General features: G+C 38.7%; 34 protein-coding genes. All 34 read right to left on the bottom strand.

Annotated elements, in window-relative coordinates; genetic code table 11:
* Positions 1 to 67: 67 nt before the first annotated feature.
* A complete protein-coding gene (gene eno / locus AB657_RS09375; protein ID WP_047246251.1) occupies positions 68 to 1,360 on the bottom strand; it encodes a phosphopyruvate hydratase in 1,293 nt (430 codons plus the stop codon).
* Between the two features lie 114 nt (positions 1,361 to 1,474).
* Positions 1,475 to 2,596 (bottom strand): glutamine-hydrolyzing carbamoyl-phosphate synthase small subunit, encoded by a 1,122-nt coding sequence (carA, locus tag AB657_RS09380; RefSeq protein ID WP_047246252.1) that lies wholly within the window; start codon positions 2,594 to 2,596, stop codon positions 1,475 to 1,477.
* Positions 2,597 to 2,691: 95 nt separating this feature from the next.
* Positions 2,692 to 3,276 (bottom strand): 50S ribosomal protein L17, encoded by a 585-nt coding sequence (gene rplQ, locus AB657_RS09385; protein ID WP_047246253.1) that lies wholly within the window; start codon positions 3,274 to 3,276, stop codon positions 2,692 to 2,694.
* Positions 3,277 to 3,335: 59 nt separating this feature from the next.
* Entirely contained in the window at positions 3,336 to 4,328 is a 993-nt protein-coding gene (locus AB657_RS09390) for a DNA-directed RNA polymerase subunit alpha (RefSeq protein WP_047246254.1), read from the bottom strand.
* A gap of 18 nt (positions 4,329 to 4,346) precedes the next feature.
* Positions 4,347 to 4,952, bottom strand: a complete 606-nt coding sequence (gene rpsD, locus AB657_RS09395) for a 30S ribosomal protein S4 (RefSeq protein ID WP_047246255.1) — start codon at positions 4,950 to 4,952, stop codon at positions 4,347 to 4,349.
* A gap of 88 nt (positions 4,953 to 5,040) precedes the next feature.
* Positions 5,041 to 5,433 carry a 30S ribosomal protein S11 gene (gene rpsK, locus AB657_RS09400; RefSeq protein WP_047246256.1) on the bottom strand — a complete coding sequence of 131 codons (393 nt, stop codon included), beginning with the start codon at positions 5,431 to 5,433 and terminating at the stop codon, positions 5,041 to 5,043.
* Positions 5,434 to 5,442: 9 nt separating this feature from the next.
* The gene (rpsM, locus tag AB657_RS09405; protein ID WP_047246257.1) at positions 5,443 to 5,817 is read right to left on the bottom strand and encodes a 30S ribosomal protein S13; all 375 of its coding nucleotides are present in this window, start codon (positions 5,815 to 5,817) and stop codon (positions 5,443 to 5,445) included.
* 2 nt (positions 5,818 to 5,819) lie between these two features.
* Positions 5,820 to 5,936: a type B 50S ribosomal protein L36 gene (ykgO, locus tag AB657_RS17850; protein ID WP_013305171.1), complete on the bottom strand. Its 117-nt coding sequence runs from the start codon at positions 5,934 to 5,936 to the stop codon at positions 5,820 to 5,822.
* A 9-nt stretch (positions 5,937 to 5,945) separates the two neighbouring features.
* On the bottom strand, positions 5,946 to 6,161 hold the full coding sequence (gene infA / locus AB657_RS09410) for a translation initiation factor IF-1 (RefSeq protein WP_013305172.1): 216 nt from the start codon (positions 6,159 to 6,161) through the stop codon (positions 5,946 to 5,948).
* A 3-nt stretch (positions 6,162 to 6,164) separates the two neighbouring features.
* Positions 6,165 to 7,508 carry a preprotein translocase subunit SecY gene (gene secY, locus AB657_RS09415; protein WP_047246258.1) on the bottom strand — a complete coding sequence of 448 codons (1,344 nt, stop codon included), beginning with the start codon at positions 7,506 to 7,508 and terminating at the stop codon, positions 6,165 to 6,167.
* A gap of 14 nt (positions 7,509 to 7,522) precedes the next feature.
* The gene (rplO, locus tag AB657_RS09420; protein WP_047246259.1) at positions 7,523 to 7,975 is read right to left on the bottom strand and encodes a 50S ribosomal protein L15; all 453 of its coding nucleotides are present in this window, start codon (positions 7,973 to 7,975) and stop codon (positions 7,523 to 7,525) included.
* An 11-nt stretch (positions 7,976 to 7,986) separates the two neighbouring features.
* A complete protein-coding gene (gene rpmD, locus AB657_RS09425) occupies positions 7,987 to 8,166 on the bottom strand; it encodes a 50S ribosomal protein L30 (RefSeq protein WP_047246260.1) in 180 nt (59 codons plus the stop codon).
* Positions 8,167 to 8,175: 9 nt separating this feature from the next.
* On the bottom strand, positions 8,176 to 8,700 hold the full coding sequence (gene rpsE, locus AB657_RS09430) for a 30S ribosomal protein S5 (RefSeq protein WP_047246261.1): 525 nt from the start codon (positions 8,698 to 8,700) through the stop codon (positions 8,176 to 8,178).
* 9 nt (positions 8,701 to 8,709) lie between these two features.
* Positions 8,710 to 9,066, bottom strand: a complete 357-nt coding sequence (gene rplR / locus AB657_RS09435; RefSeq protein ID WP_047246262.1) for a 50S ribosomal protein L18 — start codon at positions 9,064 to 9,066, stop codon at positions 8,710 to 8,712.
* 10 nt (positions 9,067 to 9,076) lie between these two features.
* A complete protein-coding gene (gene rplF / locus AB657_RS09440) occupies positions 9,077 to 9,619 on the bottom strand; it encodes a 50S ribosomal protein L6 (RefSeq protein WP_047246263.1) in 543 nt (180 codons plus the stop codon).
* 19 nt (positions 9,620 to 9,638) lie between these two features.
* Positions 9,639 to 10,037, bottom strand: a complete 399-nt coding sequence (gene rpsH / locus AB657_RS09445; RefSeq protein ID WP_047246264.1) for a 30S ribosomal protein S8 — start codon at positions 10,035 to 10,037, stop codon at positions 9,639 to 9,641.
* 66 nt (positions 10,038 to 10,103) lie between these two features.
* Complete coding sequence (gene rpsN / locus AB657_RS09450) at positions 10,104 to 10,373, bottom strand: 30S ribosomal protein S14 (RefSeq protein ID WP_047246265.1); 270 nt, start codon at positions 10,371 to 10,373, stop codon at positions 10,104 to 10,106.
* A gap of 1 nt (position 10,374) precedes the next feature.
* Entirely contained in the window at positions 10,375 to 10,926 is a 552-nt protein-coding gene (gene rplE / locus AB657_RS09455; RefSeq protein ID WP_047246266.1) for a 50S ribosomal protein L5, read from the bottom strand.
* A 2-nt stretch (positions 10,927 to 10,928) separates the two neighbouring features.
* Entirely contained in the window at positions 10,929 to 11,243 is a 315-nt protein-coding gene (rplX, locus tag AB657_RS09460) for a 50S ribosomal protein L24 (protein WP_047247910.1), read from the bottom strand.
* A 12-nt stretch (positions 11,244 to 11,255) separates the two neighbouring features.
* Positions 11,256 to 11,624 (bottom strand): 50S ribosomal protein L14, encoded by a 369-nt coding sequence (rplN, locus tag AB657_RS09465; protein ID WP_027064819.1) that lies wholly within the window; start codon positions 11,622 to 11,624, stop codon positions 11,256 to 11,258.
* 3 nt (positions 11,625 to 11,627) lie between these two features.
* Positions 11,628 to 11,885, bottom strand: a complete 258-nt coding sequence (gene rpsQ, locus AB657_RS09470; RefSeq protein WP_047246267.1) for a 30S ribosomal protein S17 — start codon at positions 11,883 to 11,885, stop codon at positions 11,628 to 11,630.
* Between the two features lie 13 nt (positions 11,886 to 11,898).
* On the bottom strand, positions 11,899 to 12,090 hold the full coding sequence (rpmC, locus tag AB657_RS09475; RefSeq protein WP_047246268.1) for a 50S ribosomal protein L29: 192 nt from the start codon (positions 12,088 to 12,090) through the stop codon (positions 11,899 to 11,901).
* An 11-nt stretch (positions 12,091 to 12,101) separates the two neighbouring features.
* Positions 12,102 to 12,530: a 50S ribosomal protein L16 gene (gene rplP / locus AB657_RS09480; RefSeq protein ID WP_047246269.1), complete on the bottom strand. Its 429-nt coding sequence runs from the start codon at positions 12,528 to 12,530 to the stop codon at positions 12,102 to 12,104.
* Between the two features lie 21 nt (positions 12,531 to 12,551).
* A complete protein-coding gene (rpsC, locus tag AB657_RS09485; protein WP_047246270.1) occupies positions 12,552 to 13,271 on the bottom strand; it encodes a 30S ribosomal protein S3 in 720 nt (239 codons plus the stop codon).
* A gap of 1 nt (position 13,272) precedes the next feature.
* Positions 13,273 to 13,680, bottom strand: a complete 408-nt coding sequence (gene rplV / locus AB657_RS09490; protein WP_047246271.1) for a 50S ribosomal protein L22 — start codon at positions 13,678 to 13,680, stop codon at positions 13,273 to 13,275.
* 3 nt (positions 13,681 to 13,683) lie between these two features.
* The gene (gene rpsS, locus AB657_RS09495) at positions 13,684 to 13,962 is read right to left on the bottom strand and encodes a 30S ribosomal protein S19 (RefSeq protein WP_047246272.1); all 279 of its coding nucleotides are present in this window, start codon (positions 13,960 to 13,962) and stop codon (positions 13,684 to 13,686) included.
* A 14-nt stretch (positions 13,963 to 13,976) separates the two neighbouring features.
* A complete protein-coding gene (rplB, locus tag AB657_RS09500) occupies positions 13,977 to 14,801 on the bottom strand; it encodes a 50S ribosomal protein L2 (RefSeq protein ID WP_047246273.1) in 825 nt (274 codons plus the stop codon).
* A 9-nt stretch (positions 14,802 to 14,810) separates the two neighbouring features.
* A complete protein-coding gene (gene rplW, locus AB657_RS09505) occupies positions 14,811 to 15,101 on the bottom strand; it encodes a 50S ribosomal protein L23 (protein WP_047246274.1) in 291 nt (96 codons plus the stop codon).
* A 4-nt stretch (positions 15,102 to 15,105) separates the two neighbouring features.
* Positions 15,106 to 15,738: a 50S ribosomal protein L4 gene (gene rplD / locus AB657_RS09510; protein ID WP_047246275.1), complete on the bottom strand. Its 633-nt coding sequence runs from the start codon at positions 15,736 to 15,738 to the stop codon at positions 15,106 to 15,108.
* Positions 15,738 to 16,355 (bottom strand): 50S ribosomal protein L3, encoded by a 618-nt coding sequence (rplC, locus tag AB657_RS09515; protein WP_047246276.1) that lies wholly within the window; start codon positions 16,353 to 16,355, stop codon positions 15,738 to 15,740. Before rplC ends, rplD begins: the two co-directional genes overlap by 1 nt.
* 148 nt (positions 16,356 to 16,503) lie before the next feature.
* Entirely contained in the window at positions 16,504 to 16,809 is a 306-nt protein-coding gene (gene rpsJ / locus AB657_RS09520) for a 30S ribosomal protein S10 (protein ID WP_007094989.1), read from the bottom strand.
* Positions 16,810 to 16,818: 9 nt separating this feature from the next.
* Positions 16,819 to 18,951 carry an elongation factor G gene (gene fusA, locus AB657_RS09525; RefSeq protein WP_047246277.1) on the bottom strand — a complete coding sequence of 711 codons (2,133 nt, stop codon included), beginning with the start codon at positions 18,949 to 18,951 and terminating at the stop codon, positions 16,819 to 16,821.
* A 6-nt stretch (positions 18,952 to 18,957) separates the two neighbouring features.
* Positions 18,958 to 19,434 (bottom strand): 30S ribosomal protein S7, encoded by a 477-nt coding sequence (gene rpsG / locus AB657_RS09530; protein ID WP_047246278.1) that lies wholly within the window; start codon positions 19,432 to 19,434, stop codon positions 18,958 to 18,960.
* A gap of 22 nt (positions 19,435 to 19,456) precedes the next feature.
* Entirely contained in the window at positions 19,457 to 19,831 is a 375-nt protein-coding gene (rpsL, locus tag AB657_RS09535; protein WP_027078345.1) for a 30S ribosomal protein S12, read from the bottom strand.
* Positions 19,832 to 20,024 lie beyond the last annotated feature (193 nt).

Here is a 20,024-nt window from a genome sequence, read left to right on the forward strand (position 1 = left end):
AAGTTTTAGATTAGACCAAAAAAAAAGGCTTTCCAATGAAAGCCTTTTTAATTTTTAATTATTGACATTACTTGATCTTAAATGCCTTTTCTTGCGGATAGTAGGCCATACTACCTAATTCTTCCTCGATTCGAAGTAATTGATTATACTTGGCCATACGATCTGATCTTGATGCCGAACCGGTTTTTATTTGTCCCGTATTTAAGGCAACCGCCAAATCGGCTATAGTATTGTCTTCTGTTTCACCAGATCTGTGCGACATAACAGAAGTATATCCCGCATTTTTAGCCATATTCACGGCTGCTATCGTTTCTGTCAAGGTTCCTATTTGATTAACCTTTATCAAAATGGAATTAGCTATTCCTTTCTCTATTCCAGTAGAAAGTCTTTCCACATTTGTTACGAACAAATCATCGCCTACCAATTGTACTTTATCGCCAATTTTTTCGGTCAAGGCTTTCCATCCGTCCCAATCGTTTTCATCCATACCGTCCTCGATAGATATTATTGGATACTTGGCGGCAAGATCTGCCAAATATTGTGCTTGCTCTTCTGAAGTTCTAACAACTCCCTTATCTCCCTCAAATTTGGTGTAATCATATTTGCCGTCAACATAGAACTCAGCTGAAGCACAATCCAAAGCTATCATTACATCATCTCCCAGTTTATAACCAGCTTTTTCTACTGCTTTCGCAATAGTATCTAAGGCATCTTCGGTACCTCCGGCAAGATTAGGTGCAAAACCGCCCTCATCTCCTACTGCAGTACTTAAACCTCTATCATGCAAGACTTTTTTCAAATTGTGAAAAATTTCCGTTCCCATTTGCATGGCATGAGAAAAGCTCTTTGCCTTAACAGGCATTACCATAAATTCTTGAAACGCTATTGGAGCATCTGAATGTGAGCCTCCATTTATAATATTCATCATAGGAACCGGTAAGGTATTCGCACTTACCCCTCCAATATATCTATACAACGAAAGTCCCAATTCGTTGGCAGCTGCTTTGGCGGCCGCAAGAGAAACACCAAGAATGGCATTCGCCCCTAATTTTGATTTATTGGGAGTACCATCTAAATCGATCATTGTTTGATCCAAAAGATTTTGTTCGAAAACGGACATACCCAAAATCTCCTCTGCAATAACGGTATTCACATTCTCAACGGCTTTCATAACACCTTTCCCCATAAAACTGTTTCCACCGTCCCGCAACTCCACAGCTTCATGTTCTCCCGTAGAAGCTCCTGACGGCACAGCGGCCCTTCCCAAAACACCATTTTCGGTGATTACATCTACCTCTACCGTTGGGTTTCCTCTAGAATCTAAAATTTGTCTCGCATGAACACTTAGTATGATACTCATCTGTTATTCTCTTAATTAAATTGTTTATAAAAATGATTTGTAAAGATACAAACCTTGTTTTCAAGGTGAACATTTACACCTTTTAAATACAAATAATATAATGATAATTTAAACTTAGGCCGATTGTTTTGAGTTTTTCTCAATTAATTTAAAAAAATCATCAAAAAGATAATCGGCATCATGAGGCCCCGGACTTGCCTCTGGGTGGTACTGAACGGAAAACACATCCTTATCTTTCATTCTAATACCGGCGACAGTCTGATCATTCAAATGAACATGGGTAATCTCTAAGTTATCATTTGATTCAGTTTCCTCCCTATTAATGGCAAAACCATGGTTTTGCGAAGTTATTTCCCCTTTACCTGTTTTTAAATTCAGAATAGGATGGTTAATACCTCTATGGCCATTGTGCATTTTATAGGTAGACACTCCATTTGCCAAAGCAATGACCTGGTGTCCCAGACAAATGCCGAAGAGCGGTTTATCAGACTTTATTATTTCTTTGGCAACCTCAATGGCATCCACCAACGGCTCTGGATCACCAGGGCCGTTAGAAATGAAATAAGCATCTGGGTTCCAATTGGCCATATCCGAGAATTTTGCATTGTATGGATACACCTTTATATAAGCCCCTCGTTTCGCTAAATTGCGGAGTATGTTCTTTTTGATCCCTATATCCAACGCGGCAATTTTAAAAGGAGCATCTTCTTCCCCATAAAAATAGGGCTCTTTGGTAGACACCTTAGAAGCCAATTCCAGTCCTTCCATACTTGGCACTTCTGCCAATTGCCCTTTTAGTGCCTCTATATTGTCAACATCGGTAGATATAACGGCATTCATAGCACCATTATCTCTTATATAACTGACCAACGCCCTTGTATCTACATCAGAGATAGCAAAGAGATTGTACTTGTTCAAAAATTCTTCTAAACTGGCATCTGCAATAGATCGGGAATACTCGTAACTAAAATTTCTACATATTAAACCTGATATCTTTATTGAGTCCGATTCAATTTCTTCCTCGTTTGTACCATAGTTTCCTATATGGGCGTTTGTTGTAACCATTAGTTGGCCAAAATAAGAAGGATCCGTAAAAATCTCTTGATACCCTGTCATTCCAGTATTAAAACAAACTTCCCCGAAGGCTGTCCCTTCTTTATCACCTACAGATTTACCATAAAAAATGGTTCCATCGGCCAGTAATATAAACGCTTTCTTTTTAGATTGATATTTCATTCTACCTCTTTACTTTTTACAGTTAACAAAAAAACATAAAAAAAGGATAAGCTTTTAGGCTTATCCTTTTATAATTATCAATATTTATTGACATGTTATTCTTTTGAATCATCCTCTTTGGCCTTGTTCTCGGTTTGAGATTCAGTTTCGGTTTCAGTCTTAACCTCTGGAGCAGCTTCAACTTTTGGCTCTTCCACTTTAGTTTCTTCAACTACAGCCTCGGCTTTATCAGCATTACCACTTCCTCCTCTACGACTTCTTCTTGTAGATTTCTTCTTAGGCTTACCAGCATTATACAGCTCATTGAAATCAACCAATTCGATCATAGCCATATCAGCGTTATCTCCCAATCGATTTCCCAATTTGATAATTCTAGTATAACCACCCGGTCTATCGCCAACTTTCTCTGACACTACACTGAACAATTCTGTTACAGCATACTTGTCTCTAAGATATTTGAATACTATTCTTCTGTTGTGAGTTCCTTTATCGGCAGTCAAATTATTTTCTGCTTTAGATCTTGTGATCAAAGGTTCAACGAATTGCTTTAACGCTTTGGCTTTAGCAACAGTGGTGTTTATTCTTTTATGTTCTATTAGGGAGCATGCCATATTTGCCAACATAGCTTTTCTATGTGCAGCTTTTCTTCCTAAATGATTAACTTTTTTACCGTGTCTCATGTTTTTGTATTATCATCTTGCTACCAGACCCGTTGGAACGAGGAGCAAAATATGATTAATTAATCTTTATCTAATTTATATTTTGACAAATCCATTCCAAAGCTCAAACCTTTGTTGATCACCAACTCCTCAAGCTCGGTCAATGATTTTTTACCGAAGTTTCTAAACTTCATCAAATCATTCTTGTTAAAAGAAACCAAGTCTCCCAAGGTATCTACTTCAGCAGCTTTCAAACAGTTCAATGCCCTTACAGACAAGTCCATATCGACCAATTTGGTCTTCAACAACTGTCTCATGTGTAAAGACTCCTCATCATAAGTCTCTGTTTGTGCTATTTCGTCCGCCTCAAGCGTGATACGCTCGTCAGAGAACAACATGAAGTGATGAATCAATACTTTGGCCGCTTCTGTCAAAGCATCTTTAGGATGTATGGAACCATCGGATACAATCTCAAAAACCAATTTCTCATAATCGGTCTTTTGTTCTACACGAAAGTTCTCGATACTATATTTTACATTCTTAATAGGTGTAAAAATAGAATCTACAGCAATGGTACCGATAGGTGCTCCCGATTTTTTGTTTTCTTCTGCAGGAACATAACCCCTTCCCTTGTCAATGGTAATTTCCATATTGATGCTTACTTTGGCATCCATATTACATATTACCAAATCTGGATTCAACACTTGATATCCAGAAATAAATTTTTGAAAATCCCCGGCAGTCAATTGCTCTTTTCCACTCACGGAAATAGAAACCACTTCGGCTTCAGAATCCTCTATCTGCTTTTTAAAACGAACTTGTTTTAAATTTAGGATAATTTCGGTTACATCTTCAACAACACCAGGAATTACTGAGAACTCGTGTTCTACCTTATCTATCCTTACGGACGTAATGGCATAGCCTTCCAATGAAGAAAGCAATACCCTTCTTAATGCATTCCCAACAGTTAATCCATAACCAGGTTCCAAAGGACGAAATTCGAACTTTCCTTCGAAATCTGAGGAATCGATCATTATTACTTTATCGGGTTTCTGAAAATTAAATAATGCCATAATAGGATCAGTGTTGTTTTATTTTGAGTATAACTCGACTATTAATTGTTCTTTGATATTTTCTGGAATCTGCATTCTTTCAGGTACAGAAACAAACGTACCTTCCTTTTTGTCATTGTTCCAAGTCAACCATTCATATACAGCACTATTGGCAGCAAGAGAATCTTGTATGCTCTGTAAAGACTTTGATTTTTCTCTTACACCGACTACATCACCAGGTTTCAAAGAATAAGATGGAATATTGACCAATTCTCCGTTTACGGTTATGTGCCTATGTGAAACCAATTGTCTGGCGCCGCTTCTAGTTGGAGCTATCCCCATTCTAAAAACAACATTATCCAAACGACACTCACATAATTGTAAAAGAATCTCACCGGTAACACCTTCTTTCCTTTTAGCGGAAGCGAACAAGTTTCTAAATTGTTTTTCTAGAATACCGTAAGTATATTTTGCTTTTTGTTTTTCCATTAACTGAACAGAGTACTCGGATTTTTTTCCTCTTCTTCTGTTGTTACCATGTTGTCCTGGAGGGTAATTTTTCTTTTCAAAAGACTTGTCGTCCCCGAATATCGCTTCTCCGAATTTACGTGCGATCTTTGATTTTGGTCCTGTATATCTTGCCATTTTCTTAAATTATGAAAGTGAGATTATGAATTAAGGCTTATCCTTCGATAATCGTAATTACACCTTCGATGAAATATATTAATATTGATTAAACTCTTCTTCTTTTTGGAGGTCTACAACCGTTATGAGGCATTGGCGTAACATCTATGATCTCTGTTACTTCAATTCCTGAGTTATGAATAGAACGGATGGCAGACTCCCTACCGTTTCCAGGTCCTTTCACATAAACCTTAACTTTTCTCAAACCTGCTTCATGAGCTACTTTAGAACAATCCTCGGCAGCAACCTGAGCAGCGTACGGAGTATTCTTCTTAGAACCTCTAAATCCTAATTTACCAGCAGATGACCATGATATCACATCACCTTTTTTGTTGGTCAATGAAATGATTATGTTATTAAAGGATGCAGTTACGTGCGCTTCTCCAACAGAATCAACTATAACTTTACGTTTTTTGGTTACCTTAGTATTTGCCTTTGCCATACCTATTTATTATTTAGTAGCTTTCTTCTTGTTAGCAACTGTTTTTCTCTTTCCTTTTCTAGTTCTAGAGTTGTTCTTTGTACGTTGACCTCTTAATGGCAAACCAGATCTGTGGCGTATACCCCTGTAACATCCAATATCCATTAATCGCTTAATGTTCAACTGAGTTTCGGAACGTAACTCACCTTCAATAGTGTAGAAAGAAACTGCTTCCCTGATACGACCTATTTCATCATCGTTCCAATCAGAAACTTTTGTATCTTCACTAACTTGGGCTTTTTTCAAAATTTCCTTTGCCCTACTTCTTCCTATTCCGAAAATATAGGTCAAGGCTATTACGCCCCTCTTCTGTTTTGGTATATCTATACCCGCGATTCTTGCCATAATTACCCTTGTCTTTGTTTAAATCTAGGATTCTTTTTGTTGATTACGTACAATCTGCCCTTTCTGCGAACAATCTTGCAGTCGGCACTTCTCTTTTTTACTGATGCTCTTACTTTCATCTTGCTGTCTTAGTATCTATAAGTAATTCTTGCTTTGGTAAGGTCATAGGGACTCATTTCCAATTTAACCTTATCACCAGGTAATAGTTTAATATAATGCATGCGCATTTTACCTGAAATATGCGCAGTAACTACATGTCCATTCTCTAATTCTACTCGAAACATTGCGTTTGACAATGCCTCTATAATGGATCCATCTTGTTCTATCGCTGCTTGCTTAGCCATAAATTATGCTACTTTTCTGTTTTTTCCGGTTTTCATCAAACCATCATAATGTCTATTCAACAAATATGAATTCACCTGTTGTACCGTATCTATTGCCACACCCACCATAATCAATAGTGATGTTCCTCCATAAAACAATGCCCATCCTTGTTGAACATCCAACAATTTTACTACTATAGCCGGTAAAACAGCCAGCAAAGCTAAGAATATTGAACCGGGTAACGTAATTAATGACATAATTTTATCTAAAAAATCTCCAGTTTCCTTTCCTGGCCTAATACCAGGGATAAATCCACCACTACGTTTTAGGTCATCTGCCATTTTATTGGTAGGCACTGTAATTGCAGTGTAGAAATAGGTGAAAATGATAATCAAAAAGGCAAACAACAGATTATACGCCCATCCGAATATATCACTAAATTGAACTTGCATCCATTGTCCGAACGAAGTATCGTCAAAAGCTCCACCGATCATACCGGGAACGAACATAATTGCTTGGGCGAATATTATTGGCATAACACCCGATGCATTCAATTTCAATGGAATGTATTGCCTAGACCCCATGATGTTCTTCTCATAACCACCAGAAGCAGTTCTTCTAGCATACTGTACGGGTATTTGACGAGTAGCCATTACCAAAAGTACACTTGCCAAAATAACCAAGAACCACACGATAATCTCTATCAAGATAAACATAGCCCCTCCATTATTATTTGTCGTTCTAGAAACAACTTCTTGAAGAAATGACTGAGGCATCGTTGCAATAATACCGATCATTATCAACAAAGAAATACCATTACCAATACCTTTATCGGTAATCTTCTCACCCAACCACATGGCGAAAACGCAACCAGACACCAATATAATAACCGCCGGTATCATGAAATCCAATCCTTTTCCTAACACAAATGCGCTATCCGGTACTCCAAAGGCCCCCAGACCGTATAAATAGGCCGGTGCTTGCACGATACAGATACCAATAGTCAACCATCTTGTTATCTGATTAATGGTCTTACGGCCACTTTCGCCCTCTTTCTGTAATTTTTGTAGGTAAGGTATTGCAATACCCATTAATTGAACCACAATAGAAGCCGAGATATAAGGCATAATACCTAAAGCAAAAATGGATGCATTGGCAAATGCACCACCTGTAAATGCGTTCAATAATCCAAAAATACCTTGATCGGTACCATCGGCCAAGCCTCCTAATTGTGTCGAATCTATACCTGGAAGAACGATTTGGCAACCAAATCTATAAACTAATAGAAGACCTAGAGTAATAAGTATTCTATTTCTAAGTTCTTCTATCTTCCAAATATTGGATATTGTATCAATAAAATTCTTCATGTTCCCGTTAATGCTTATAAACTTATTGCCTCACCACCTGCAGCTTCTATTGCAGCTTTTGCTGAAGCAGTAAACTTATGTACAGATACCTTAAGTGTGGATTTTAATTCTCCTCCCCCTAAGATCTTTACTAAATCATTTTTCTTCACAAGACCGTTTTCTACCAAAGTATCAAGAGTAACAGTATCTTTAACAACTTTTTTATCAACTAGTTCCTGCAATTTATCCAAGTTTATCCCTTTATAATCCTTACGGTTAATATTGGTAAATCCAAATTTAGGAACACGTCTTTGTAAAGGCATTTGACCACCTTCAAATCCGATTTTCTTAGAATAACCTGATCTAGATTTAGCCCCTTTATGGCCTCTTGCAGCAGTACCGCCTTTTCCAGATCCTTGTCCACGACCTAAACGCTTACCATCTCTATTTACGGAACCTTCTGCAGGTTTTAGATTACTTAAATTCATTAGATCTATATTTAAGCTTCTTCTGTAGAAACTAAATGTTTAACTTTATTTATCATTCCTAAGATATTAGGTGTTGCATCATGCTCCACAACTTGCCCAATTCCCTTTAGTCCTAGAGCTTCCAAGGTCCTCTTTTGATTTTGAGGCTTCTTAATACCACTCTTAACTTGTTTTACTTTAATCTTTGCCATAATATTCTCTTAACCTTTAAACACCTTCTCCAAGGAGATTCCTCTTTGTTGTGAAATTGTCTTGGCATCCCTTAGTTGCAACAAGGCATCAAAAGTCGCCTTAACTACGTTGTGCGGGTTTGAAGACCCTTGAGATTTAGACAATACATCATGTACACCTACTGCCTCCAATACGGCCCTAACAGCACCACCGGCAATAACACCGGTACCATGTGAAGCAGGCTGAATATATACACGCGCCCCACCAAACTTACCTTTTTGTTCATGAGGTAGTGTACCTTTGTTCAAAGGAATACGGATCAAGTTCTTTTTACCGTCTTCGATCGCCTTAGCAATAGCAGTGGCTACTTCTTTTGATTTTCCCAGACCATGGCCTACAACACCATTCTCATCGCCCACAACTACGATAGCGGAGAAACCGAATGCTCTACCACCCTTGGTAACTTTAGTCACACGTTGTACACCTACTAATCTATCTTTTAAATCTAAACCTCCTGGTTTAACAGTTTCTACGTTTTTGTATTTTTGGAACATACCTTTAATTTAGAATTTTAATCCTGCTTCCCTTGCCCCTTCAGCCAAAGACTTAACTCTTCCGTGATACAAGTTTCCACCTCTATCGAAAGCAACTTTTTCAACACCAACTTTGCTGGCTTTTTCTGCAATTGCCTTACCCACTAGTGCGGCTTTTTCGGTTTTGGTACCTTTTGCAGAAGCAATATCCTTATCCCTAGAAGAAGCGGCAGCAAGAGTAACGCCTTTAACGTCATCTATCAATTGTGCATAGATTTCGCTGTTACTTCTGAAGACCGATAGTCTTGGCCTTTCAGCTGTTCCTTTAGAAACCTTACGGATTCTTCTTCGAATTCTATATTTCCTTTGTGTTTTTGATAATCCCATAATACTATAATTAAGCTGATTTACCAGCCTTTCTTCTTAATTGTTCTCCAACAAATTTGACTCCTTTTCCTTTGTAAGGCTCAGGCTTGCGAAAAGACCTGATCTTGGCAGCAATATGACCTACCAATTGTTTATCGTGCGAGGTTAATTTTACAATAGGATTCTTACCTTTTTCCGAAATAGTCTCAACTTTTACTTCAGGAGCAAGGTCAAAAACTATATTATGAGAAAAACCTAAGGCAAGATCAAGTTTTTGTCCTTGATTACTTGCACGGTAACCTACACCTACCAATTCCAATTCTTTAGTCCATCCTTTTGATACACCTTCTACCATGTTCAGAATCAAAGATCGGTAAAGACCATGTTTCGCTTTATGCTCTTTAGAGTCAGACGGTCTTGTTACCCAAGCCTGTCCGTCTTCTATTTTAACTTCAACTCCTGAGTATTCCTGTTTCAATTCACCTAATTTACCTTTTACGGTAATCATTTGATCATTGACTTCTATCGTTACTCCCTCAGGGATTGCTATCGGATTATTTCCTATTCTAGACATCTTCTAACTCTTTATTCGATTAATATACGTAGCATAAAACCTCACCACCAACGTTTTCAGCTTTGGCCTGCTTACTAGTCATTACACCATGTGATGTAGAAACGATCGCTATACCAAGCCCGTTTAGAACTCTAGGCAGATTTTCATTAGAGGCATACTTTCTTAGACCAGGTTTACTTATACGTTGTATATTCTTAATCACCGGATCTTTGGTCATTTTATCGTACTTCAAAGCTATTTTGATAGTACCTTGAACCTTGTCGTCCTCGAACTTATAACTTAAAATATATCCTTGATCGAACAATATTTTAGTTATTTCTTTTTTCAAATTTGAGGCCGGGATCTCTACTACCCTATGACCTGCCCTACTTGCGTTTCTAATCCTTGTTAGATAATCTGCTATAGTATCTGTTACCATTTATATATAATTCGGTGACGGTTTTTAGCTTTATAGCTAAACCTGAAACCAGTTATTCTTTATTTATTACCAGCTGGCTTTTTTAACTCCGGGTATCAAACCTTTGTTAGCCATTTCTCTGAACATAACCCTTGAGATTCCAAAAGTCCTCATGTAACCTTTTGGTCTTCCAGTCAATTTACATCTATTGTGCATACGTACTGGAGAGGCATTTTTTGGCAATTTCTGTAATGCTTCATAATCGCCTGCTTCTTTAAGAGCCTTGCGTTTCTCTGCATATTTAGCTACAGTTCTTGCCCTTTTTCTCTCACGGGCTTTCATTGATTCTTTAGCCATACTAGTTCTTTTTAAAAGGTAATCCTAATTCTGTTAGTAATGATTTTGCTTCCTTGTCCGTTTCGGCAGAGGTAACAAACGTTATGTCCATTCCGTTGATTCTATTGATCTTGTCAATATTTATTTCAGGAAATATAATTTGCTCGGTGATTCCAAGGTTATAATTTCCACGACCATCAAAACCAGTTGCCTTAATACCTTGAAAATCTCTTACCCTGGGAAGAGCGGAAGTAACCAATCTATCCAAAAATTCATACATGCGCTCTCCACGCAATGTAACCTTGGCTCCGATAGGCATACCTTTTCTAAGTTTAAAGGCCGCAACATCCTTTTTAGACATTGTGGGCACCGCTTTTTGACCAGTAATCATAGTCATTTCGTCTACGGCATGATCAATAAGCTTTTTATCGGCAACGGCAGCACCAACACCTCTACTAACTACGATTTTCTCTAATTTTGGTACTTGCATTACATTACGGTAACCAAACTCTTCGGTCAACGCGGCTATAATGCGTTCTTTATATTCTTTCTTTAATCTTGCAACGTAAGCCATAACTAAATTACTTCTTTAGATTTCTTAGAAAACCTTACTTTCTTGCCATCTCTCACCTCATACCCTACTCTAGTTGTCTCACCAGACTTGGGATCGATTAACGATAGGTTAGAAACGTGAATAAGAGCTTCCTTTTTTACTATACCACCTTGGGGATTTTTTGCACTTGGCTTCTCATGTTTTGAAACCATGTTAACACCTTCTACGATGGCTTTATTCTTTTCAAGATTTACGGACATTACCTTACCTTCAGAACCTTTATGATCTCCAGCAATAACTCTTACCGTATCTCCTGCTTTAATTTTTAACTTCTTCATCTTGACAATCAATTATAGTACCTCTGGGGCCAATGAAACAATTTTCATGAATTGCTTGTCCCTAAGCTCTCTGGCTACGGGTCCAAACACACGGGTTCCTCTCATTTCTCCAGCTGGATTCAACAGTACACATGCATTGTCATCAAAACGGATATAAGAACCATCAGGTCTTCTCACCTCTTTCTTTGTTCTAACGACAACGGCAGTGGAAACCGCTCCTTTTTTAATACCTCCATTTGGCGTAGCCTCCTTAACGGTAACTACTATCTTATCCCCAATAGAAGCATATCTTCTTTTTGTACCACCAAGAACGCGAATAGTTAAAACTTCCTTTGCTCCGGTATTATCTGCTACTTTTAATCTAGATTCTTGCTGTAACATAACTTATTTAGCTCTTTCTAAGATTTCTACTAACCTCCAACATTTGGTCTTGCTCATGGGACGTGTCTCCATAATTTTTACGGTATCACCGACATTACAATCGTTTTTTTCGTCATGAGCCACGTATTTCTTAGTCTTCAAAACGAATTTACCGTACATAGGGTGTTTTACTCTTTTCACCTCTGCAACAACAATGGATTTCTCCATTTTATCACTGGTTACAACCCCAACTCTCTCTTTTCTTAAGTTTCTTTTTTCCATAAAGCAGAACCAATTATTGGTTTTCCCTTTTAGTTAATTCAGTAGCCAATCTTGCAACCGTTCTTCGAACTTTTCTTATTTGAAGAGGATTCTCCAATGGAGTTACAAAATGAGCCATTTTTAAATCTGCATGTTGCTTTTTATATTCAGCTAACTTCTCCGTAAGTCCTTCAACAGACAATTCTTTAATCTCTTGTTTTTTCATGATTCCTACGATTAATTTTCAACTGTATAATCTCGTGCAACAATAAATTTCGTTTTAACGGGAAGTTTTTGAGCTGCCAACCTTAAAGCTTCTTTAGCAACTTCCATTGAAACCCCAGCTACTTCGAACATTACCCTTCCTGGTTTTACGACCGCCACGAAATATTCTGGCGCCCCCTTACCTTTACCCATACGTACCTCTAGAGGTTTTTTGGTAATAGGCTTGTCCGGGAATATTTTAATCCATAACTGACCTTCCCTTTTCATATATCTAGTAGCCGCGATACGTGCCGCTTCGATTTGACGAGAAGTCAAAAAGGCTGCATCACCTACCGATTTTATACCGAACATACCATTTGAAAGTTGGTGCCCTCTGTTAGAAAGACCTTTCATACGGCCTTTCTGCATTTTTCGGAACTTCGTTCTTTTTGGTTGTAACATTTTTCTCTACTTCTATAATTATTACTTTCTACGACGCGGTTTTCTACCACCTTCTTGCTTACCTCCTTTTGAAGACTGCCCTTTCTGCATGCCTACCAATGGAGAAAGTTCACGCTTACCATAAACCTCGCCCTTCATAATCCAAACTTTGATACCCAACTTTCCATAAGTTGTTTGGGCTTCATGCAAAGCGTAATCTATATCGGCCCTAAAAGTAGACAATGGTATTCTACCTTCTTTATAAGATTCGGACCTTGCCATTTCAGCTCCGTTCAAACGACCGGATATCTGAACTTTTATACCTTCGGCATTCATTCTCATTGCTGCGGCAATGGCCATTTTGATAGCCCTTCTAAAAGAAATTCTACTCTCTATCTGCCTTGCTATACTTGCAGCAACCAAGTTTGCATCTACCTCTGGTCTCTTGATCTCGTATATATTGATCTGAACCTCTTTATTGGTAATTTTCTTAAGCTCTTCTTTAAGTTTATCAACTTCTTGTCCTCCTTTACCAATGATAATTCCAGGTCTAGCCGTTGTAACCGTAACGGTTATCAACTTTAAAGTTCGCTCAATGATTACCCTTGAGACACTTGCTTTAGAAAGCCTAGCGTGAATGTATTTTCTAATCTTATCATCTTCGGCCAGCTTATCACCATAGTCGTTTCCACCGTACCAGTTAGACTCCCATCCTCTGATAATTCCTAGACGATTCCCTATCGGATTTGTTTTCTGTCCCATTCTAGCTTTCTGTATTATTATTAGACCCCAAAACCAAAGTTACATGGTTCGAACGCTTTCTTATTCTATGTGCCCTACCTTGAGGAGCCGGACGCAATCTTTTCAACATTGCACCACTGTCTACCCTAATTTCGGACACGATCAAATCAGCATCCTCTATATTGGCATCCTCATTTTTCGCTTGCCAATTGGCAATCGCGGAAAGTAACAACTTCTCTAATTTACGCGAAGCCTCCTTTGGATTAAATCTTAAGATTGCCAAAGCTTTTTCCACTTTCTCACCACGAACCAAATCAGCAACAAGCCTCATTTTTCTCGGTGAAGTAGGACAGTTGTTCAATTTTGCAAAAGCAACTTTTTGCTTTTCAGCCTTTATTCTTTCGGCCATCTGTTTTTTACGAACTCCCATAGCTTACTTCTTTCCTTTATTCTTAGCACCAGCATGACCCCTAAACGATCTAGTTGGTGAAAATTCTCCTAATTTATGCCCTACCATATTCTCCGTAACGAAAACAGGTACAAATTGTCTTCCATTGTGAACAGCTATAGTCAACCCTACAAAATCTGGAGTTATCATTGATGCTCTAGACCAAGTTTTGATAACCGATTTTTTACCGGATGCAACAGTCTGCTGGATTTTCTTTTCCAGACTATAGTGAACGTAAGGTCCTTTTTTTAGTGAACGTGCCATTTCTTTCTACTTTATTATTTCTTTCTACGTTCTATTATATACTTATTGGTACTCTTTGTCTTAGAACGAGTTCTAAAGCCCTTGGCAGGAATACCGTTCCTTGACCTTGGATGACCTCCAGATGCTCTACCTTCACCACCTCCCATTGGGTGATCTACAGGGTTCATAACAACTGGTCTTGTTCTAGGCCTTCTACCCAACCATCTACTTCTACCGGCCTTACCTGACACCAATAACTGATGATCCGAATTAGATACAGCCCCTATAGTAGCCATACAACCGGACAAGATAAGTCTTGTTTCTCCAGATGGCATTTTTACAGTAACAAATTTACCGTCCTTCGCCATTAACTGAGCGAAAGTTCCAGCACTTCTTGCCATTACGGCCCCTTGACCGGGACGCAACTCTATGCAAGAAATTATAGTTCCCAAAGGAATCTGACTAAGCGGCAACGCGTTTCCAATTTCTGGAGCTGCACTCTCACCAGCAGAAACTTGCTGCCCTACTTTTAATCCGTTTTGAGCAACAACATATCTTTTTTCACCATCGGCATACTCCAATAAAGCGATAAAAGCCGTTCTGTTGGGATCATACTCTATAGACTTAACCACAGCAGGCACATCTTGCCTATCCCTTTTAAAATCTATTACACGATACCTTCTTTTATGACCTCCCCCTTTTTGGCGAATGGTCATTTTTCCTTGACTGTTTCTACCTCCCGACTTTTTTAACGGAGCAAGCAAGCTTTTCTCCGGCTTATCAGTAGTAATGGCGTCAAACCCATTTACTACTCTAAAACGCTGCCCAGGAGTGATTGGTTTTAATTTTCTAACTGACATTTCTTGTCTTTATAGATTACTGTAAAAATCAATTATATCACCTTCAACAACATCGACAATCGCCTTTTTAATAGCATTTGTTTTTCCATGCTGTACTCCAGTTTTTGTATATCTGGACTTTCTTGTAGGCCCATAATTCATTGTTCGAACTTTCTTAACAGAAACACCATAAGTAGCCTCAACAGCCTCCTTAATCTGAATCTTGTTAGCCCTAGGATCGACTACAAAACCATAACGATTGTTTAACTCGCTATCAGCAGTCATTTTTTCCGTAATAATTGGCTTTATCAACACACTCATGGTTCTACTTGTTATTTAAGTTTGATTCGATTCCTTCTAAAGAGCTCTCCAACAACACAACACTTGATGCGTTAAGTATTTTGTAAGTGCTTAATTCTGAGTTAGTTATAACTTCAGAACCCTTGAAATTACGCGAAGACAAATATACGCCTTTATTTGAATCGCCCAACACAAATAAGGATTTTTTGTTTTCTAAGCCCAACGACTTTAGCACATTAACAAAATCTTTCGTTTTAGGCACGTCAAAATCAAAATCCTCAACGACCATAATTGCCTTCTCTTTTGATTTTAGACTCAAAGCGGATTTTCTTGCCAAACGCTTCAAATTCTTGTTCAATTTTTGTGAATAATCTTTAGGTCTAGGCCCAAAGATTCTACCTCCACCTCTAAAGATCGGAGATTTGATACTACCGGCCCTTGCGGTACCTGTACCTTTTTGTTTTTTAATTTTTCTGGTACTACCAGCAATCTCACCACGCTCTTTTGATTTGTGCGTACCCTGTCTTTGATGTGCTAAATATTGTTTTACATCTAAATAGACCGCATGATCATTTGGCTCTATAGCAAATACGTCATCAGAAAGGTCTGCCTTTCTACCCGTATCTTTTCCTTTTATATCTAAAACTGCTACTTTCATTACTTCTCTATAGTTATGTAAGCGTTTTTATGACCAGGTACACAACCCTTTACTACCAAAAGATTTTTCTCCGGAACTACCTTTAATACTTTAAGGTTTTGAACCGTTACACGGTCTCCACCCATTCTTCCTGCCATTTTCATTCCTTTGAAAACTCTAGCAGGATATGATGCCGCACCAATGGAACCTGGAGCTCTAAGCCTGTTGTGTTGACCGTGTGTAGATTGTCCTACACCACCAAAACCATGTCTTTTAACAACACCCTGAAATCCTTTACCTTTTGATGTTCCAACTACATCCACAAACTCACCTTCAACAAAAACATCGACACCAATAGTGTCTCCCAATTTGTACTCACCTTCAAAATCTCGAAATTCAATGACTTTTTTCTTGGGAGAAGCACCTGCTTTTTTAAAATGGCCAGATTCAGCCTTATTAGCACGTTTTTCTGCCTTGTCATCGAAACCAAGCTGAAGGGCACTATACCCGTCTACCTCTTCGGTTCTGACTTGGGTAACTACACATGGCCCAGCTTGTATAACGGTACAGGGAATATTCTTCCCGTTCTCGTCAAAAATACTGGTCATGCCTACTTTCTTTCCTATTAACCCAGACATACTTAAATTATATTAATTACTAATTATTAAAATTCACTCAAAAAAATAGGGTCAAAAATAATTCAACCCTGAAATTATTTTATCTCCGTTTTTCCCTCGCCCGCAGCTCAGGACATGTTCACCGCCCCTATTGGGGCGAGCTCTCTACTTATACCTTTATCTCAACTTCAACACCACTCGGAAGCTCAAGCTTCATAAGAGCGTCAATAGTTTTTGATGAAGAGCTATAGATATCCAACAACCTCTTGTAAGAACTTAATTGGAATTGCTCTCTAGATTTTTTATTTACGTGCGGTGAACGCAATACCGTAAAAATTTTCTTATGTGTTGGCAAAGGAATTGGTCCCGTTACAACAGCACCGGTAGTCTTTACCGTTTTTACGATTTTCTCAGCAGATTTGTCTACCAAATTATGGTCGTAAGACTTAAGTTTTATTCTAATTTTCTGACTCATTTCCTTAAATTATGCTGTTATTCCTTTTGCCGCCTTAATAACCTCTTCAGAAATATTCGAAGGTGTTTCGGCATAGTGTGAAAATTCCATAGTTGATGTTGCCCTACCGGAAGAAAGTGTTCTTAGAGAGGTTACATAACCGAACATCTCGGATAAAGGAACCATACCTTTAACAACTTTTGCCCCGGCCCTATCGCTCATATCGCTAATAGTACCACGTCTTCTGTTCAAATCCCCAACTATATCACCCATGTTTTCCTCAGGCGTAATAACCTCAATCTTCATGATAGGCTCCATAATTACAGCTCCAGCAGCTTTACCAGCGGCCTTATAACCCATTTTAGCGGCTAGCTCAAAAGAAAGAGCATCTGAATCCACCGGGTGGAAAGAACCATCTTTCAATACAACTTTCATTGTATCCATTTCATATCCGGCCAATGGACCATTTTGCATAGCCATAATAAATCCTTTCTCTACAGATGGGATAAATTCTTTTGGAATACGACCACCTTTGATCTCATCCACAAACTGAATACCTGTACCCTCGAAATCCTCGTCCGCTGGACCCATTTCGAACACAATATCAGCAAATTTACCACGACCACCAGACTGCTTCTTATAAACTTCCCTATGCGAAGTAGTTTTGGTCAAGGCTTCTTTATATTCAACCTGAGGTTCACCTTGTGTCACCTCTACCTTGAATTCTCTTTTTAATCTATCAACAATGATATCCAAGTGCAATTCTCCCATTCCCGAGATAATGGTCTGACCGGACGCCTCATCAGTCTTTACCTGAAACGTAGGATCCTCTTCGGCCAACTTTCCTAAGGCCATACCCAACTTATCTACATCAGCTTTTGTCTTGGGCTCTACAGCTATACCGATTACAGGATCAGGGAACTCCATACTCTCCAAAACAATAGGATGCTTCTCATCCGACATGGTATCCCCCGTCTTAATATCCTTAAAACCTACCGCAGCCCCAATATCTCCAGCTTCGATATAATCGATAGCATTTTGCTTATTGGAATGCATCTGATAAATTCTTGAAATACGCTCTTTTTTTCCAGAACGGTTATTCAATATATAAGAACCAGCATCCAATCTTCCTGAATACGTTCTAAAGAAGGCCAACCTACCCACAAAAGGATCTGTCGCAATCTTAAACGCTAGAGCCGCAAAAGGCTCCTTTACATCAGGCTTTCTAGATTCTTCCTCACCTGTACTTGGGTTTACCCCAATAATGGCTTCCTTATCTACAGGAGAAGGCAAATACCTACAAACGGCATCCAACAAGAACTGAACACCTTTATTTTTAAATGAAGAACCACATACCATTGGTATTATAGCCCTATCCATAACCGCCGCTCTTAACGCCGCATGAACCTCTTCTTCAGAAATAGAATCTTCATCTTCGAAGAATTTCTCCATTAACTTTTCATCATATTCCGCAACAGCCTCGATTAAAGCAGCCCTATACTCCTTAACCTCGGCTTTCATATCTTCAGGAATATCGATTACATCGAATGTAGACCCAAAGTTATCGTCATGCCATACAATAGCCCTATTCTTGGCCAAATCCACAATACCCTTAAAATCCGCCTCCTCACCGATAGGCAAAACAATAGGCACGGCATTTGAACCTAACATTTCTTTTACCTGTTTACAGACATTTAAGAAGTTAGATCCTTGACGGTCCATTTTATTAACAAAACCAATACGAGGCACTTTGTAATTGTCGGCCAACCTCCAGTTAGTTTCAGATTGAGGCTCCACACCATCAACCGCACTAAACAAAAAGACCAAACCATCCAAAACACGAAGAGACCTGTTAACCTCAACCGTAAAGTCAACGTGTCCCGGGGTATCTATAATATTAAAATGATATGGTTTTGTCTCCGCAGTAGCTTTACCGTTTTCCATTGGAAAGTTCCACTCACATGTTGTTGCAGCAGAAGTAATGGTTATACCACGCTCCTGCTCTTGCTCCATCCAGTCCATAGTGGCGGCACCATCATGAACCTCTCCAATTTTATGACTAACACCTGTATAAAAAAGTATACGCTCGGTCGTTGTTGTTTTACCAGCATCAATATGAGCCGCAATACCTATATTTCTTGTATATTTTAAATCTCTTGCCATTTCTGATTAAAATCTAAAGTGGGAAAATGCTTTGTTTGCTTCTGCCATTTTATGGGTATCCACCCTTTTCTTAACAGCAGCGCCTTCCTCTTTGGCAGCCGCCAAGATTTCGGCAGCCAGTTTTTGGGACATTCCTTTTTCATTACGCTTTCTAGCATAACTAATTAACCACTTCATTGCGGTAGAAATTTTTCTATCTGGCCTTATCTGCATAGGAATTTGGAAAGTCGCCCCTCCAACCCTTCTACTTCTCACCTCTACATGAGGCATCACATTACTCAATGCGTCCTTCCAAAGCTCCAAAGCCGTTTTCTCCTCATCGGTCTTCTTAGCCTCTACTATATCTATCGCATCATAAAAAACACTGAATGCTACAGATTTTTTACCGTCCCACATCATCATGTTAACGAACCTTGTAACCAATTGATCGTTAAACCTTGGATCCGGTAAAAGTGGTCTTTTCTTTGCCTGTCTTTTTCTCATTACTTCTTTTTAAAAAGTGTTATTACTTCTTAGGTCGTTTTGCACCATACTTAGACCTACGCTGTGTTCTACCGGCCACACCTGCTGTGTCCAATGCCCCACGAACGATATGATATCTAACTCCTGGCAAATCCTTAACTCTCCCGCCTCTTACTAATACTATCGAGTGCTCCTGTAAATTGTGACCCTCTCCTGGAATATAGGCATTCACCTCTTTTCCATTGGTCAACCTCACCCTTGCAACTTTTCTCATTGCCGAGTTCGGTTTCTTTGGAGTTGTCGTATATACCCTTGTACATACACCCCTTCTCTGAGGACACGAATCCAAAGCAGCCGATTTACTCTTCTTAGTAATTGTGGCCCTTCCTGTTCGTACTAATTGTGAAATTGTTGGCATACTATATAAATATGTATAAAAATTACCCCTTGTTTAAGGGTCGGCAAATGTAGTGATATTTCAGAATAATTCAAACCATAGAGCAAATATTTTCAAAGTTTTTTTTAACCATAGTTTTTCAACTTCCAAAATTATTCTTAACGCCCTTCATTTTAACATATTTTTTAGGTTTAAAAAAAATCATTCATTTTCT

This window comes from Maribacter thermophilus (assembly GCF_001020565.1).
In the GTDB taxonomy this organism is placed as follows: domain Bacteria; phylum Bacteroidota; class Bacteroidia; order Flavobacteriales; family Flavobacteriaceae; genus Maribacter; species Maribacter thermophilus.

Excerpts from the sequence above, each read along its gene's own strand:
- eno (WP_047246251.1), bottom strand. The coding sequence starts at position 1,360 with ATGAGTATCATACTAAGTGTTCATGCGAGACAAATTTTAGATTCTAGA.
- carA (WP_047246252.1), bottom strand. The coding sequence starts at position 2,596 with ATGAAATATCAATCTAAAAAGAAAGCGTTTATATTACTGGCCGATGGA.
- rplQ (WP_047246253.1), bottom strand. The coding sequence starts at position 3,276 with ATGAGACACGGTAAAAAAGTTAATCATTTAGGAAGAAAAGCTGCACAT.
- AB657_RS09390 (WP_047246254.1), bottom strand. The coding sequence starts at position 4,328 with ATGGCATTATTTAATTTTCAGAAACCCGATAAAGTAATAATGATCGAT.
- rpsD (WP_047246255.1), bottom strand. The coding sequence starts at position 4,952 with ATGGCAAGATATACAGGACCAAAATCAAAGATCGCACGTAAATTCGGA.
- rpsK (WP_047246256.1), bottom strand. The coding sequence starts at position 5,433 with ATGGCAAAGGCAAATACTAAGGTAACCAAAAAACGTAAAGTTATAGTT.
- rpsM (WP_047246257.1), bottom strand. The coding sequence starts at position 5,817 with ATGGCAAGAATCGCGGGTATAGATATACCAAAACAGAAGAGGGGCGTA.
- ykgO (WP_013305171.1), bottom strand. The coding sequence starts at position 5,936 with ATGAAAGTAAGAGCATCAGTAAAAAAGAGAAGTGCCGACTGCAAGATT.
- infA (WP_013305172.1), bottom strand. The coding sequence starts at position 6,161 with ATGGCTAAGCAAGCAGCGATAGAACAAGATGGATCCATTATAGAGGCA.
- secY (WP_047246258.1), bottom strand. The coding sequence starts at position 7,508 with ATGAAGAATTTTATTGATACAATATCCAATATTTGGAAGATAGAAGAA.
- rplO (WP_047246259.1), bottom strand. The coding sequence starts at position 7,975 with ATGAATTTAAGTAATCTAAAACCTGCAGAAGGTTCCGTAAATAGAGAT.
- rpmD (WP_047246260.1), bottom strand. The coding sequence starts at position 8,166 with ATGGCAAAGATTAAAGTAAAACAAGTTAAGAGTGGTATTAAGAAGCCT.
- rpsE (WP_047246261.1), bottom strand. The coding sequence starts at position 8,700 with ATGTTCCAAAAATACAAAAACGTAGAAACTGTTAAACCAGGAGGTTTA.
- rplR (WP_047246262.1), bottom strand. The coding sequence starts at position 9,066 with ATGGGATTATCAAAAACACAAAGGAAATATAGAATTCGAAGAAGAATC.
- rplF (WP_047246263.1), bottom strand. The coding sequence starts at position 9,619 with ATGTCTAGAATAGGAAATAATCCGATAGCAATCCCTGAGGGAGTAACG.
- rpsH (WP_047246264.1), bottom strand. The coding sequence starts at position 10,037 with ATGGTAACAGATACTATAGCAGATTATCTAACAAGGATTAGAAACGCA.
- rpsN (WP_047246265.1), bottom strand. The coding sequence starts at position 10,373 with ATGGCTAAAGAATCAATGAAAGCCCGTGAGAGAAAAAGGGCAAGAACT.
- rplE (WP_047246266.1), bottom strand. The coding sequence starts at position 10,926 with ATGGCTTACGTTGCAAGATTAAAGAAAGAATATAAAGAACGCATTATA.
- rplX (WP_047247910.1), bottom strand. The coding sequence starts at position 11,243 with ATGAAGAAGTTAAAAATTAAAGCAGGAGATACGGTAAGAGTTATTGCT.
- rplN (WP_027064819.1), bottom strand. The coding sequence starts at position 11,624 with ATGTTACAGCAAGAATCTAGATTAAAAGTAGCAGATAATACCGGAGCA.
- rpsQ (WP_047246267.1), bottom strand. The coding sequence starts at position 11,885 with ATGGAAAAAAGAAACTTAAGAAAAGAGAGAGTTGGGGTTGTAACCAGT.
- rpmC (WP_047246268.1), bottom strand. The coding sequence starts at position 12,090 with ATGAAAAAACAAGAGATTAAAGAATTGTCTGTTGAAGGACTTACGGAG.
- rplP (WP_047246269.1), bottom strand. The coding sequence starts at position 12,530 with ATGTTACAACCAAAAAGAACGAAGTTCCGAAAAATGCAGAAAGGCCGT.
- rpsC (WP_047246270.1), bottom strand. The coding sequence starts at position 13,271 with ATGGGACAGAAAACAAATCCGATAGGGAATCGTCTAGGAATTATCAGA.
- rplV (WP_047246271.1), bottom strand. The coding sequence starts at position 13,680 with ATGGGAGTTCGTAAAAAACAGATGGCCGAAAGAATAAAGGCTGAAAAG.
- rpsS (WP_047246272.1), bottom strand. The coding sequence starts at position 13,962 with ATGGCACGTTCACTAAAAAAAGGACCTTACGTTCACTATAGTCTGGAA.
- rplB (WP_047246273.1), bottom strand. The coding sequence starts at position 14,801 with ATGTCAGTTAGAAAATTAAAACCAATCACTCCTGGGCAGCGTTTTAGA.
- rplW (WP_047246274.1), bottom strand. The coding sequence starts at position 15,101 with ATGAGTGTGTTGATAAAGCCAATTATTACGGAAAAAATGACTGCTGAT.
- rplD (WP_047246275.1), bottom strand. The coding sequence starts at position 15,738 with ATGAAAGTAGCAGTTTTAGATATAAAAGGAAAAGATACGGGTAGAAAG.
- rplC (WP_047246276.1), bottom strand. The coding sequence starts at position 16,355 with ATGTCTGGGTTAATAGGAAAGAAAGTAGGCATGACCAGTATTTTTGAC.
- rpsJ (WP_007094989.1), bottom strand. The coding sequence starts at position 16,809 with ATGAGTCAGAAAATTAGAATAAAACTTAAGTCTTACGACCATAATTTG.
- fusA (WP_047246277.1), bottom strand. The coding sequence starts at position 18,951 with ATGGCAAGAGATTTAAAATATACAAGAAATATAGGTATTGCGGCTCAT.
- rpsG (WP_047246278.1), bottom strand. The coding sequence starts at position 19,434 with ATGAGAAAAAGACAGGCAAAGAAAAGACCACTTTTACCGGATCCAAGG.
- rpsL (WP_027078345.1), bottom strand. The coding sequence starts at position 19,831 with ATGCCAACAATTTCACAATTAGTACGAACAGGAAGGGCCACAATTACT.